Origin of the sequence: Bradyrhizobium sp. S3.3.6 (assembly GCF_040546905.1) — a bacterium.
GTDB classification, from domain to species: Bacteria; Pseudomonadota; Alphaproteobacteria; order Rhizobiales; family Xanthobacteraceae; genus Bradyrhizobium; species Bradyrhizobium cytisi.
Genome location: NZ_JBEPOT010000017.1, coordinates 77001 through 91192, shown reverse-complemented (window position 1 = coordinate 91192; position 14192 = coordinate 77001). Strand labels below are relative to the sequence as shown.

13 protein-coding genes are annotated in these 14192 nt (G+C 64.2%); 7 read left to right on the top strand and 6 right to left on the bottom strand.

Annotated elements, in window-relative coordinates; genetic code table 11:
• Positions 1–13 precede the first annotated feature (13 nt).
• Complete coding sequence (locus ABID59_RS34240) at positions 14–979, bottom strand: sugar-binding protein (RefSeq protein ID WP_187434977.1); 966 nt, start codon at positions 977–979, stop codon at positions 14–16.
• 255 nt (positions 980–1234) lie between these two features.
• Between ABID59_RS34240 and ABID59_RS34235 the strand changes: the two genes are divergently transcribed.
• The 6 genes from ABID59_RS34235 (at position 1235) to ABID59_RS34210 (ending at position 9144) form a co-directional block, all read left to right on the top strand.
• Complete coding sequence (locus tag ABID59_RS34235) at positions 1235–2503, top strand: ROK family protein (RefSeq protein ID WP_354086285.1); 1269 nt, start codon at positions 1235–1237, stop codon at positions 2501–2503.
• A gap of 108 nt (positions 2504–2611) precedes the next feature.
• Positions 2612–3712: a DNA polymerase IV gene (gene dinB / locus ABID59_RS34230; protein ID WP_354035929.1), complete on the top strand. Its 1101-nt coding sequence runs from the start codon at positions 2612–2614 to the stop codon at positions 3710–3712.
• Positions 3713–3957: 245 nt separating this feature from the next.
• Positions 3958–5547 (top strand): ABC transporter substrate-binding protein, encoded by a 1590-nt coding sequence (locus ABID59_RS34225; RefSeq protein WP_502916845.1) that lies wholly within the window; start codon positions 3958–3960, stop codon positions 5545–5547.
• A 38-nt stretch (positions 5548–5585) separates the two neighbouring features.
• Positions 5586–6596, top strand: coding sequence for an ABC transporter permease (locus tag ABID59_RS34220; protein ID WP_354086283.1), 1011 nt, complete (start codon positions 5586–5588; stop codon positions 6594–6596).
• Entirely contained in the window at positions 6593–7441 is an 849-nt protein-coding gene (locus ABID59_RS34215; protein ID WP_148752459.1) for an ABC transporter permease, read from the top strand. The genes ABID59_RS34220 and ABID59_RS34215 overlap by 4 nt, the downstream gene beginning before the upstream one ends.
• Entirely contained in the window at positions 7420–9144 is a 1725-nt protein-coding gene (locus tag ABID59_RS34210; protein WP_354086282.1) for a dipeptide ABC transporter ATP-binding protein, read from the top strand. The genes ABID59_RS34215 and ABID59_RS34210 overlap by 22 nt, the downstream gene beginning before the upstream one ends.
• A 93-nt stretch (positions 9145–9237) precedes the next feature.
• Here ABID59_RS34210 and ABID59_RS34205 read toward each other — a convergent pair whose 3' ends face one another.
• The 3 genes from ABID59_RS34205 to ABID59_RS34195 form a co-directional block, all read right to left on the bottom strand.
• Complete coding sequence (locus ABID59_RS34205; RefSeq protein WP_354086281.1) at positions 9238–9639, bottom strand: VOC family protein; 402 nt, start codon at positions 9637–9639, stop codon at positions 9238–9240.
• Between the two features lie 130 nt (positions 9640–9769).
• Positions 9770–10552 (bottom strand): class II aldolase/adducin family protein, encoded by a 783-nt coding sequence (locus tag ABID59_RS34200; protein ID WP_354086280.1) that lies wholly within the window; start codon positions 10550–10552, stop codon positions 9770–9772.
• Between the two features lie 16 nt (positions 10553–10568).
• Positions 10569–11561: an NAD(P)-dependent oxidoreductase gene (locus ABID59_RS34195; RefSeq protein ID WP_354086279.1), complete on the bottom strand. Its 993-nt coding sequence runs from the start codon at positions 11559–11561 to the stop codon at positions 10569–10571.
• Positions 11562–11779: 218 nt separating this feature from the next.
• On the opposite strand from ABID59_RS34195, the gene ABID59_RS34190 reads away from it, so the two are divergent.
• Positions 11780–12178, top strand: coding sequence for a VOC family protein (locus ABID59_RS34190; RefSeq protein ID WP_354086278.1), 399 nt, complete (start codon positions 11780–11782; stop codon positions 12176–12178).
• 11 nt (positions 12179–12189) lie between these two features.
• On the opposite strand, the gene ABID59_RS34185 is transcribed toward ABID59_RS34190, so the two are convergent.
• Together ABID59_RS34185 and ABID59_RS34180 are read right to left on the bottom strand one after the other, a co-directional pair.
• Positions 12190–12576, bottom strand: a complete 387-nt coding sequence (locus tag ABID59_RS34185) for a 4Fe-4S dicluster domain-containing protein (RefSeq protein ID WP_148752465.1) — start codon at positions 12574–12576, stop codon at positions 12190–12192.
• Positions 12573–14135: an FAD-binding protein gene (locus ABID59_RS34180; RefSeq protein ID WP_354086277.1), complete on the bottom strand. Its 1563-nt coding sequence runs from the start codon at positions 14133–14135 to the stop codon at positions 12573–12575. Before ABID59_RS34180 ends, ABID59_RS34185 begins: the two co-directional genes overlap by 4 nt.
• Positions 14136–14192: the final 57 nt, after the last annotated feature.

Below are 14192 nucleotides of genomic sequence, written 5' to 3'. Positions count from 1 at the left end.
AAGGCACTCAGAGTCACTTCTTCAGCAGATCCTTCATGTGAGCGGTGAAATCCGCGACGTTGGTCTTGCTGATCACCTGGGTCGGCACGATCAGCTTGCTGTCGCCCGGAATCCAGGACTTGTCGCCGTTCAGCGTCTTGATGATGTTGGTGGCGGAGAGATAACCGAATTCGAACGGCTGCTGCACCACCGTCGACTCGATCGTGCCGTCGGAGATTCCCCGCAGCGTGCGCTGATCCTCGTCGAAGCCGACGATCTTCACCTTGCCGGCCTTGCCCGCCGCCTTGACCGCATCATAGATCAGCGGGGTCTCGTAGCTCCAAAGGCCGGACAATAGGGCAATGTCGGGATATTTGACGAGCACGTTCTCCATGTTTGCCTTGGCCTTGGCGGAGTCGACCTGGTCGGTGAACACGTCGACCAGCTCGATCTTGGTGCCGGCGATCGCTTCCTTGATACCCTGCACCCGCTCGCGGGCGTTGTCCGCGTCCATCGTGCCGACGAACAGCGCGATCTTGCCGCCGTTCGGCAACGCCTTCTTGAACTCCTCGCCGGCTTGCCGCCCGGCCGCGACGTTGTCGGTGCCGATATAGGCGAGACGCTTGCTCTGCGGCGCGTCGCTGTCCGTCGTGATCAAGATGGTCTGGGACGCGACCTTGTTGAGCTCTTCGGTTGCGTGCGGCGCATCGTCGACCGAGATCGAGATGCCGGCGACGCCGCGCACCAGCAGGTCGTCCAGCTCGCGCCGCTGGCCCGCCGCGGTCGCATCGTTGGTGACGATCAACTGGATATCGTATTCCGGGTGCTCCTTCTGAGCCTTCTCGAGCCCGCGGCCGGCGATGACCCAGAAATCGGCCGCTGCATTGGTCACCAGCGCGATGGTCTTCTTCTGCTGGGCCTGCGCCGCACCCGTGGCCAGCGCGAACGCGGCGGCGGTCGCGAGCAACGGCACTAGCAATGTCTTCATTGATCCGTTCATGTGTACCTCCCTTTGGTCCCCCAGATGCGGGGCTTTACAGCGCTTTTGCGCTCTATTTTATTCACGCAGCGAAGAAATGTTGCAGAGCAGAACATCAAAATCAGGATGCGCTGGCCACTTCTTCAAGCGGAAATAGTACATGAGGCATGATATTAGTAAATATGGCCGCCTCGTCGCGCTCCGCGCTGTGCTTTTCCAATCACACCGCCTCAATACGCGCTCATTAAATTCATGCTCTGAATTAAATAGGACAGCATGACTGACCAGACTGAGTTGCCGAGACGAATTTCAGGCATGACCCGTGGCTCGAACCGGGGCCGCCTGGTGGAAGTCCTGCGACGCCACGGGCCGTTGCCGCGTGTGGAACTGGCCCGGAGCACGGGACTGAGCTTCCCCGCCGTTTCCGGCCTGACCTCCAGGCTGATCGCGGAAGAGTTGCTGTGCGAGACCGAGACCGCGGCCCCCCCATGGTCCGACGATCCCGACGAAGAGGATCCGGATGGGTTGAATGGCCGCCGCCGTGGCCGGCCGGCCGTGCTGCTGACCCTGAACCCGAAGTTCGGCCGCGTCATCGCGGTCTCGCTGCGCATGAATCTGATCGAGACACTGATTGCGGATTTCAGCGGCTTCAGCCTGGCACAATCACGACTCGAAATCGCGACCCGGGCTCTCGATGCGGGCGCATTGTGCGACCTCGTGATCACGCAGATCAATGCGATGCTGGCGGCGACGGCCACACCGCGCCATCGACTGCTGGGAATAGGGATTGCCCTCCAGGGCATCGTGAACGCGGATACTGGCCGGCATCTGTGGAGCCCGGTGTTGTCCGTCACCGACATCGATCTGGCGAAGCCGGTGCGCGAGGCTTTCGGCACCGAAGTCGTGATAGCGAATGATGCTGTCGCGGTTGCGCTCGCTCTCGCCGCCGCGGAGCCGTCACTGGCGCAGGGCCTCATGGCCACGATCCTGATCGGTCACGGCGTCGGCATGGGCGTCGTGGTCGACGGTGAAGCGCGTCTGGGCGCCGGCGCCGGCAGCGAGATCGGCCATACCAAGCTGGGATCGAACGGGCCGCAATGCCGCTGCGGCCAGCGCGGCTGCATCGAGGCCCATCTCGCCGACTATGCGCTCTACCGCGACGCCCGCACCTTTCTCGACTTGCCGCCAGCGGCGTCGCAGCAGCCTTCCGAGGCGCAGATGACCCTCCTGCACGAGCGGGCACGGAGCGGTGATCCCCGTCTCGAGCACGTCTTCCAGCAGGCAGGTCGAGCGCTTGCCGAGGCGGTCGCGGCAACGATATCCGTGCTGCGCCCGCACCATGTCGTCCTGGCAGGTCGCGGCCTGCAGGCATTTGACATGATGCGCCACGCCTATGAGGAGCGGCTCGAGCAGGCGGTGTTGCCATGGCTGCTCAAGTCCACGACGATCCATCTGCGTCCAAGCGATTCGGCGGCCATCGTCGATGGCATGATGCAACGGACGCTGCGGGTCGTGGACCGCAACCACATAGAGACAACCGAATAAGCAACGGCCCCCCCGCCGATCATGAAGGCGATCCTGCGAAGTTGAGGGCGAACTGCGGCAGCCCGCGATCATCTCGCGATTCCCACGGCCCGATTGTATTATCCGCGCATGAGCGAATCCGGCACCGTGGAAGGCGACGCAAGGCGCGTTCGCAAGATCATCCATATCGACATGGATGCCTTCTACGCATCGGTGGAACAGCGCGACAATCCGGAGCTGCGCGGCAAGCCCGTCGCTGTCGGCGGTTCGGCCGAGCGCGGCGTGGTCGCCGCGGCGAGCTATGAAGCGCGTAAATTCGGCGTTCGGTCCGCGATGGCGTCGGTGACCGCGAAGCGGCAATGTCCCGACCTGATCTTCGTGAAGCCTCGCTTCGAGGTCTACAAGGCGATCAGCCGGCAGATCCGCGAGATTTTTGCCGAGCACACGGAGATCATCGAGCCCTTGTCCCTCGACGAGGCCTATCTCGACGTGACGGAGAACCTGCAAGGCATCCCGCTCGCGCGCGACATCGCGCTGCGGATCCGCGAGAAGATCAAGGCGGAGACCGGCCTCAACGCTTCGGCGGGCATTTCCTACAACAAGTTCCTGGCCAAGCTCGCCTCCGATCACCGCAAGCCCAATGGCCAGTTCGTGATCTCCCCGGAGATGGGACCCGCCTTCGTGGAGACGCTGCCCGTCGGCAAGTTCCACGGGATCGGGCCGGCAACAGCTGCGAAGATGAACGCCCTCGGCCTTTTTACCGGTCTCGACATCCGCAACCAGACGCTCGAGTTCATGAACGCGAACTTCGGCAAGTCGGGCGCCTATTATTACTGGATCTCGCGCGGCGTCGACGAACGGCCTGTGCGGGCCAACCGGATCCGCAAATCCATCGGTGCGGAGACCACGTTCTCGACCGACCTTGCCGAATTCGACGCGCTGGTCGCCGAGCTTCGCCCCCTCGTCGACAAGGTCTGGCGCCATTGCGAGACGACCGGCAGCCGGGGCCGCACCGTCACCTTGAAGATCAAGTTTGCCGACTTCGAGATCATCACGCGCAGCAGGTCTCTGCTCGCGCCGGTCGCAGGCCGGGACGAGCTGGAGCGCCTCGCCTGCGGCCTGCTCGACGTCGAGATGCCGCTGCCCAAACGCGTCAGGCTCCTGGGTGTAGCGCTGTCCACCCTCCAGCTCGCAGACGATGCGGAGCCGCAACTGACCTTCGGCATCTGATCCAGAGCCGCATGCGGCAAATGCACAGCTTTGTCCGCGCACGCGGCGGGAGGGAGCGGTGGTCCTCATCTTGATTCAGAGGCATTTGTTGCCCGCCTTAAACGAAATTTGGAATGGCCAGGCCGCTCCATTTCGCTTCTCCTACGCATCTCGCCATCCGCCTGGTGCAACAGGAGCTATTCGTGACCGAACGCCTTCCTTCGTTTTTGATCTCCCGGCGTCGCCTATTGATCACGACGTCCGTGATGGCGGCCGCTGCCCTGACGGCAATGGCGGGTCTGTCACCGGTTCGAAGTGCCGGCGTCTCATCGAACGGCGGTGACATCACCTTCCTTATCGACTCGCTCGGCGGCACCTGGATTCCGAACAACAGCTCCATCTCCAGCTTCCAGGGCCACATCTGGGGCCACGTGACCGACAAGCTCGTCTATGTCGATGCCGACGGCAAGGTCAGTCCCTGGATCGCCGAGAGCTGGGAGCAGAGCAGCGACGCCACCCAGTTCACCCTACACCTCAAAAAAGCTGTGACGTTCTCCGATGGCACTGCACTCGACGCATCGGCTGTCGTCGCCAATCTCGACATCTGGTACGCCGGACGGAAGAGCGAGGGCATCAACCCGGTTGGCCTCTTCCCGAAGACCTACGACCGCGCCGAGGCGGTCGACGCAACCACCGTGAAGGTTGTCTTCAAGGCGCCGACACTCGGCTTCATTCCGACCCTCGGCTATCACGGCTCGATTCTCATCTCCCCAAAGACGCTCGCGCAGCCGGCAGCCCAGCAGGCCGACCTTGGCAAGACATCCGGCAGCGGGCCGTATGTGGTCGCCTCCTGGAAGGAGGGCGACTTCGTAAAGCTGGTCAAGCGCAAGGACTACAATTGGGGTCCCGCAGCCGTCGGCCACACCGGCCCGGCCTATCTTGATTCGATCACATACAAGATCGTCTCCGAACCATCGTTGCGGGTCGCCGCCGTCCAGTCCGGCCAGGCCGATGTCGCCTACAGCCCCTCACCGCAGGAATTGAAATCGCTCAAGGATGCCGGCTTCACCACCGCAACCCCACGCTATCTCGGCTTCGTCAACGGCCTTGCGGTCAACACCAGGCTGGAGCCGTATAACGATGTGAAGGTACGACAAGCGCTCCAGGCCGGGATCGACCGGAAGGAGATCATCGACACCATCTATACGCCCGACTGGAAGCTGGCGACGTCCTTCATCCAGAGCAACGTGCCCGGTGCGACCGACCACAGCGACCTCCTGGCCTACAACCCAGGCAAGGCCGAGAAGCTGCTCGACGAAGCTGGCTGGGTCAAAGGGGCCAATGGCATCCGCACCAAGGGCGGCAAGCAGCTGTCGCTCACGCTTCACTCCAACCCCTACCTTGCGACGGCGAAGTCGATCGACGAGCTCATCGCCCAGCAGCTCGGCAGGATCGGCTGGAAAGTCACCATCCGCGCCTATGACGTCGTGACGTTCGGCGAGAAGGTGCGGTTCGGCGGGCCAGCCGTGCCGGCCTACGAGGTGACCCGCAGTTTCATCGATGCCGGCACGGTCGCCAGCATCCTCACCGACGCGAACAATGGCGAGAACTGGTTCAATCTCGGCGACAGCGACAAGAAGCTCAACGAGCTACGCGACAAGATTGCCGGCGCCGCCTCTCTCGACGTTCGCAATCCGCTGCTCGATGAGTTGCAGACCTACGTCCTGGAGCAGGGCTACTTCATCCCGCGCACGCAGATCGTCCAGCGGATCTACGTGCAGTCCCCGAGGCTCAAGGGCGAGGTCTACAACGGCATCGCGTACGCCAGCTATTACACGGCCACGAAGGGCGAGTGAGGCACCATGCGAGCGAATAACGCGACGAGGGCGCCGGCATGAGCAATGCTTACCTTGCCGACGCCGCAAGGCGCCTCGCGCAGGCCTTCATCGTGATCCTGCTCGCTTACGTCCTTACGTTCGTCGTCGTCAGCATTTTGCCGGGCGACCCCATCACGAACGTCCTGCGTGATCCCCAAAACGGGTTCAGCGAGGACGAGATCAAGGCGATCATCGCCGCGCAGGGCCTGGACCAGCCGATTCCGGTTCAGCTCTGGACATCGCTGTCCCACTTCGTCATCGGCGACTTCGGCCTGTCGATGCGGTCCAGCCGGCCCGTCGCAACCCTGATCGCCGAGGTTCTTCCTTCAACCCTGATCCTCGCATCCGCCGCGTTCGCGATCGCGCTGCTGCTGGCGATGACGATCGCCTATGGTACGCAATTCATTCCGAAGCAATTGGGCCAGGGTTTGCTGCGCGGCTTCCCGTCGTTTTTCCTGTCGGTGCCCAATTTCGTCATCGGCCTGATGCTGATCCACGTGTTCGGCTTCCAGCTCGGCCTGTTCCGCGTGATCGCACCCAACAGCTTCTGGGCGACCCTCTTCGCCGCGGTCGCGCTGGGCATCCCCGTCTCCGCGCGGATCGCCGAGGTGCTGATCGCGAACCTCGACAAGGAGTCCGAGCAGGAATACGCGGCGGTCGCGCGCGGCCGCGGTCTGACGCAGATGCGTCTCTTTGCGAAACATTTGCTCAAGCCGTCTTCGCTCCCGGTCGTCACCGTAATCGCACTCGCCATCGGCGAACTTCTCGGCGGCTCGCTGATCACCGAGACGGTGTTCGGGCGCACCGGCATCGGCAGCCTGGTGCAACGCTCGGTGAGCACGCAGGATTTGCCTGTCCTGCAGGCGGTCGTTTCGCTCGCGGCAGTCGTGTTCGTGCTCGTCAATTTGATCGCGGATCTCGTCTATCCGCTGCTCGACCCGCGCGTGAAGCTGGTCGACGGTCCCGGGGTGCGTCCGACCACCGCTGACGACAGCGCGACTGCGAAATCCGCGGCGGTGACATCATGACCCTCGCCTCCTTCTCCTCTGCTTCGCGCGTCACGTCGATCGGCCGGCAGACAGCTCTTCGGGTAGCGCCGACCGTAGCGCTTTCCTTTGCGGTCATCGCGATTGTGATTGCCTGGTCTGTGGCACCAAGCTTGTTCACGGGCCATAGCCCGATCGTCGGCGTCCCCGCCGACAAGCTGCTCAGCCCCAGCACGGCGCACTGGTTCGGCACCGATCACCTCGGCCGGGATCTCTATACCCGCGTCGTCTACGGCACAGCGTCCTCGGTGACGAGCGCGCTCATCGCCGTCGTCATTGCCGCCGTAGCAGGCGGACTCATAGGCCTCCTGGCGGGCTTTCTCGGCGGCCGGGTTGACATCGTGCTCGCCCGCCTGGTCGACGTGCTGCTGGCGATCCCGAATTTCCTGCTGGCAGTCATCGTCGTCACCGCGCTCGGTTTCGACACGACGAACGCTGCCATTGCGACCGGCGTCTCGGCGGTGGCCGTGTTCGCGCGAGTAATGCGCGCGGAAGTGATCAAGACCCGACAGGCGATTTTCGTCGAGGCGGCGTTCCTGTTGGGCGGCTCACGCTGGCACATCCTGTTACGACATGTGTTGCCGAACGCGTCGCGCTCTGTACTCCCGCTCGCGGTGCTGCAATTCGGCCTTTCGATCCTGGTGATCGCGAGCCTCGCTTTCCTCGGTTACGGCGATCCGCCGCCCGCTTCCGACTGGGGCCTGCTGATCTCGATCGGCAAGGACTACCTCAAATGGCCGTGGCTGGTGTATGCGCCCGCCTTCGTGACGATCGCGACCGTCCTCTCCGTGAACAGGATCAGCCGATGGCTGCGCAAGACAGACTGACCGCCGATACACTGACGCGCGCCGAGCTCATCGCACCGGTGCCGTTGCGCCCGCTTCCGCTGCTCCGGGTCGATGGCCTGTCGGTCTGCTACGGGCCGCACGAGGTCGTGACCAATGTGGGGTTCGAGCTCGGCCGCGGCGAGAGCCTTGCTCTCATCGGCGAGTCGGGCTCGGGCAAGTCGACGATCGCCCGCGCGGTACTGCGGCTGCTCCCCAGCGGCGGGCACGCCACCGGCTGCGTGGCCTTCGACGGCCAGGAGGTGCTGGGGATTTCCGAGCGCGGCTTCCGGCCGCTGCGGGGACGAGCCATCGGTTTCGTGCCGCAGGATCCCGCCAACTCACTCAACCCGGTGCGTACGATCGGCGCCCAGGCGCAGGAGGCGGCCGCGCTGCTCGACGAGGCCGACAAGGCGTTCCGTAAGCAGCTCATCCTGGAGACGTTCGCCGAGGTCGGTCTCGACAATCCCCGGCGGGTCTACGACTCCTACCCGCACCAGCTGTCCGGCGGCATGCTCCAGCGCGTGCTGATCGGCCTTGCGATCCTGCCACGGCCAGCATTGCTGGTCGCGGACGAGCCGACCTCCGCGCTGGACGTCACGATCCAGAAGCGGATTCTCGACCTGCTCACGCGGCTGCAGCACGACCTCAAGATCAGCTTGCTTCTCATCACCCACGATCTGGCGATCGCGGCCGAGCGCGCGAACTCGCTGGTGGTGCTCAAGGACGGCGTCATTCACGAAGCCGGCCGGACTGCTTCCGTCTTCTCCTCGCCTGAGTCGGCCTACGCCAGGAAGCTGCGCGCGGATGTCCCGGCGCTCAACCCTGACCGTTACGCAGCGTTGCGCGATAGCGGTTTTCATGCCATCAAGACAGGCTTCGGCGACACACCGAAGATCGACGTCGGCGCCGTCACGAAGACCTTCATCGTCGACGGCAAGACGCTGACGGCCGTCGACGACGTCTCATTCATCGTCCCGGCCGGAACCACGCACGCACTGGTCGGCGAGTCCGGCTCGGGCAAGACGACGGCGGTCCGGCTGCTGCTGGGCCTCGAGCAACCCGACACCGGGACCATCTCGGTCGCCGGCGAGCAGATCACCGGCCGCTCGCCGGAGGCGCTGCGCGCGGCGTGGCGCCACCTTCAACTCGTCTATCAAAATCCGTTCACCTCGCTCGATCCGACCTGGACAATCGAGCGGCTCGTGCGCGAGCCGCTCGACCGTTTCAGGGTCGGAACCAGCAAGGAGCGGGTCGCGCGCGTTCGCGAGGCGCTGGCCGATGTCGGGCTCGGCGGGCACCTGCTTTCGCGCAAGCCTGGAACCCTGTCAGGCGGCCAGCGCCAGCGCGTGGCTATCGCCCGGGCGCTGGTTCTCAAGCCTGATGTGATCGTGCTCGACGAGCCCACATCCGCCCTCGACGTCAGCGTCCAGGCCGACATCGTCGAAGTCCTGCTCTCGCTACAGGCCAATTTGGGCCTGACCTATGTGTTCCTCTCTCACGACCTCGCCCTGGTGCGCCAGCTCGCTCACACCGTTTCGGTGATGCACCGCGGACGCATCGTCGAACATGGGACCGTCGCCGAGATCTTCGACAATCCGCAGCAGCCCTATACGAGGTCGCTGCTGGCCTCGATCCCGTCGGGTATCGCCGGCGCCGCACACCTACCGCAGGCGCGCCTTCGGCTGATGGCGACTGCGGATTGAGTGACCGCAGTAAACTTCTGCTTGCTCACTTCTCATCATCCAGCGCGAGAACGGCGAAGCTCGCGAGCCAGTGCTCTCCCATGTAATGTTTCTCTATCCCCGTTCGAGCACCTGTGCGATCTCCCAGACATGACCTGAAGGATCGGCAAAGGACGCGGTTCGCCTTCCCCAAGGGCGATCGATCGGCCCATTGAGCAGATCGACGCCGATCTCCCGAAGGGCCGCGCACACTTGGTCGACGTCGACAACCCTGATCGTCAGGAGCACGCGCGGGCCGGCGGAGGACACCCCGACGCGCAGCGGCTCAACGAGCGGAGACGCCTGCGAAACGTCGAGAAGGTTGACCAAGAGCCCACCAAATCTGAGCACGGATGAGACCTTATCCTCCCAGATGGTCTCACATGCGAAAACCCTCGTGTAGAAGGTCCGCGATGACGCGATGTCATCGACGAACAATGTGATGACTTCGACCTCGCTTGGCAAACCAATGGCCATGTCGCTCTGCTCCTCGCCGTTGCAGTGTCGACTTGCGTGAACAAGGCAAGCCGCCGGCCATCATATTTCACGATGTCAGGGCGCGGCGCAATTCCGGCGGACGATCGGCCCGGCCCAGAAGCCTCGAGCCCTAGTTGAACAAATCCGGCTCGGCCTCGGTGATCCAGTCCCACAACGGTTGAAAGCTGAAATAGCCGCCCTTGTGCGTGCCGACCTGTCGCGAGGTCAGGCTGGCGATCTCGTGAGGGATCGGCTTTGGCGTGCCGGCGGCCTCGGCGAGCAACTGGGCGCGCGCGGCATTGTCCATCGCGATGTACCACCAGGCGGCCGCCTCGATCGTCGGTCCGACCGTGAGCAGGCCGTGGTTCTGCAAGATGGCGGCCTTCTTGGACCCCAGCGCTTGCGCGATCTTGCGGCCCTCTTCCGCCTCCAGCACGACACCCGAGAACGGATCGAACAGCACGTGATCCTCGTAAAAGGCGCAGGAATCCTGCGTCAGCGGATCGAGCAGACGGCCGAGCGCCGACCAAGCCTTGCCGTAGGTCGAATGGGTGTGGGCCGCCGCGATCACCTCCGGATGCGCGGCGTGGATCGCAGAGTGAATCACGAAGCCGGCCTGGTTGATCGGCTTGTCGCCGATCAGGATGTTGCCGTCGTGGTCGACGAGTTGGAGGTCCGAGACCTTGATCTGGCTGAAATGCTTCGACAGCGGATTGATCCAGAAGCGTTCAGGGAATTCCGGATCGCGCACGGTGACGTGACCCGCCAGACCCTGATCGAAGCCGTAGCGCGAGAACAGGCGGAACGTTGCCGCGAGCCGCTGCTTGCGATGCAGACGTTCTTCCTCGAACGACGCCGCGGGCGTGCGCTCGATCAGCGAGTATTTCCTGGGCTTCTCGACGACCTTGTTCATTGCAGCGGCTCCTTTTCTAGTATTCGAGATTCCTGTCGAAGACGTCGGCCAGCGGCACGCCATGCGCATAGGCATCGAGGTTGACCAGCGTCTTGTCGGCCAGCCGCTTGACGTCCCCTCCTCCCGTCCACGACACGTGCGGGGTCAGGACGATCTTGGGATGGTCATAGATCGGGTCGTTGTCCGGCGGAGGCTCCGGATCGGTGACATCGAGCGTGGCACCGGAAATTCGCCCCTCGTCCAGCGCCTGCAACAGGGCGTTCTGATCGACGATGCGGCCGCGCGCGACATTGATCAGGTGCAGCGATGTCTTGGCGCGCGCGAGCACGGCGGCGTTGATCAGACGCGCCGTCCTGGTCGTCGCCGGCAGCGCGAGAACGAGATGATCGGAGACCTCGACGAGTTTCTCGATGCTATCGGCGGGCTCGATGCCGGGAATGACATATGGCCAGGCCGAGCGCCGCAAAACCCTGATGTTGACGCCGAACGGCTTGAGCCGCTCCACGACGGCGCGGCCGATCGCACCGAAGCCCGCGATGCCGATCGTCTTGCCGCTGAGCGAGCCCAGCGGGGTGATCTTCCATTGCTCGCGACTGCGCGGCCGGATGTCATGGATACGTTTCTCGAAGCCGAGGATCGCTGCAAGCACATATTCCGCGATCGGATCGGCCGAGATGCCACGGCCGACCGTGACCACGGGACCGTCGAGCAGCCAGGTCGGGAAGAAATCGACGCCCGTCGATGCGGTCTGGATCCAGCGCAGGCCGAACGGCCAGCCGGCAGGCTTCTCCGCAGGCGCCTTGTGCCAGCCCGCCAGCGGCCGCGTCAGCAACACGTCGGCTTCAGGCGCGATCTCCCATGGCGCGCGATCGGCGGGATGGTCGATGATCAGCGGACGGGACCAGTGATCGGCAAGGGCGCCACGAATCTCGGCGCCGAGCTGATTGACGACGATCGGCGACCGCACGCTGATGGAAGCGCGCTTGTTTTCAATGCGGAGAGTGTTCATGTCACGCGTTCATGATGGCTTTGATGCGGACATGCTAGGCGCTCGGCGCAAGATAGTCTTTTCAAAGATCATCGGCATCGGGCAACAACAGGATGACGCTTCCGATCGAGGCATAAGAATTCGTCTTCTGCATGCGGTGCGCCGACGGCGCCCCAGCGCTCACGCCTTGACATCGCCGCTAGCGATCCAATCTTGAGTGGAGATCAAGGACCTGGCTCATGAAAATCCTCAACATCCTGACGCGGCGCTGCCTGCCGCTCGAAGAACTGGATGCGGCCGTCGCCTTTTACGAAACGCTGATCGGCCAGAAAGCGCGCCTTCGCTTTGACTACCCCGAGTACGACCTGAGACTGGCGCAGGTCGCATCGATCCTGCTCATCGCCGGAACCGAGCATAGCCTGAAGCGGTTCGCCGCGACGCACATGACTTTCATGGTGGAGGGCATCGAGGCTTTTGCCGCGTATCTTCCGACGGTCGGCGCGACGATTCTGGAAGCGCCGAAGCCGGTCCCGACAGGCCGCAACATGCTGGTGCGGCATCCGGACCAGACGCTGGTCGAATATGTCGAGCACAACGACAAGCATCCGGCAGACGTGCTGTCGTCGGCCTCCCGCTGATCTGACTGCCTCTATTTCTTGCCGCCGAGGCCCTCAGGCCGCTCAGCCCGCGATTGAGCCGCTGCCTCGCCGGCGCGGCGGAAGACGGTCTCCATCAGCCATTGCTCGTTGGGAAAGTGCTCCGCCCATTCATCCCAGCCGGAGTGCCTGCGATATTGTCCGAGACGTCCGGACGCCAGCACATCCTCCCTGCTGACCGAGACGCGGCGGTCGCAATCGGGGGCGACGTAGATCGCATCTGCACGGCAATAGAGCTCGCACATGAAGCAGGTCTGGCAATCCTCGACGCGCGCGAGAACCGGCAAGCCGTCGGTGCCGGGATCGAGCACATTGGCCGGGCACACCTCGATGCAGGCCCCGCAATCCGTGCAGCGCTCCGCGACGATGAGCTCGATCATGACGTCGTCTCGAGTTGACCAGGTTGGGCGCTTGCAGATGGACGATCCAGCGCGACCCAGACCTGGTCCAGTCCGCCGCTGAGCAGGCGCGCGGCCAATCGCGGATCTCGTGCGGGATAATCCTCGCGACGGTGAAGTCCCCTGCTCTCATCACGCGCTGCCGCGGTCGCAACGGACCACCGCGCCGTGGCCAGCAACGCCGCTGTCTCGCGCAAGGCGATCGAGCCCGCCTGTCCGTGATTGGCCACTTCACTCCATAAATCTTCGAGTGTTTGCGAAGAGGCCGCGAGCCCTGCCCCGGTGCGGAACAAGTTCTTGTCGAACGGATGCATCTCGGCGCGCACGCGGTCCCTGGTTGCGGCCACGTCAATGTCCTGTGGCCGGCCATGCGGACGTAGCCCGGCACGTCCAAGCGGGGTGAGCTCCGCAGAACGACTCTTCATGCTGCGCGCGACGCGCGCGGCCGCGGTTCCTGCGAATACGCCGGACGACAGCGCCCACGCCGAGTTGACATTGCCGCCGCCGGAAATCGCGCCCGCGACCTTTTCGCGCGATGCATTGTCGCCTGCGACGAACAGTCCCGGCACCGACGTAGCGCCGTTCACATCATGGACGCGCACACCGCCAATACCGCGGATTGTGCCGTCGTTGTGCAGGGTGACTTCGAACCGGTCGCGGTAGGGATCGATGCCCCAGCGGTCGAACACCAGCGGCACGTTCGGCGAGATCGTATGCAACCGCGCCTTGACGTCATCAGGCAGACGCTGCAGCGTGCAATAGACCGGGCCGCGCTGGAGCGCGCGGGCCAGGCGGACGGTCTGGTCGGGGCCGAAGGGAAGATCGAGCTCGCCCCCGTCGGCGTCGTAATAAGTCGCGAACGCATAGGCCATGCTTCGCGTCATCGTCGAATGCGCCGGCGCAATGGTGTAGGCCGCAGTGAACTCCATGCCGGACATCTCGGCGCCGGCCTCCGCCGCGATGAGATAGCCGTCGCCCGTGTTGGTTCGCGATCCCAGCAGATGGGACAGGAAGCTGGTCCCGCCGGCCGCGAGCACCACAGCCCCTGCCTCGACCCGATAAGCGCGGCTGCCATCCTGCCGACGCTGGCCACGGGCACCGCCGATCGAGCCGTCGCATCGTGCCAAAAGTTCAAGAACGGGCGATTGATCGAGGATCGTGACGCCGTAGCTCAGCACCTGCTGCCGCAGGGCGCGCATGTATTCGGGCCCGCGCACGGCGCGGTAGTTCACCCGCCCTTCGTCATCGGTCCCGAACTTATAATAGCGCGCGAGGGTCGGCAGCGTGCGCCAAGTCTGGTCGAGGATGCGATACATCCAGTCTGCTTCGCCAAGACCGAGGCCGGCGGCGATACGATTCGCGACGGCCGCGTCTCGCGCCGCGGCAGGATCCGGCGGCACCCACCAATGGCCGGGCCCCGCGGCAGCCGTGACGCCGCTGGTGCCGCAATAACCCTTGTCGGCCAGCACGACTTTCGCCCCGGCCTGCGCGGCGGATGTCGCGGCCCAGGCCCCCGCCATGCCGCCACCGACAACCAACACGTCGGCCGTTATCGACAACTGTTCTGGAAAAGCGGCCAATTTGCTCAACCGGGTCCG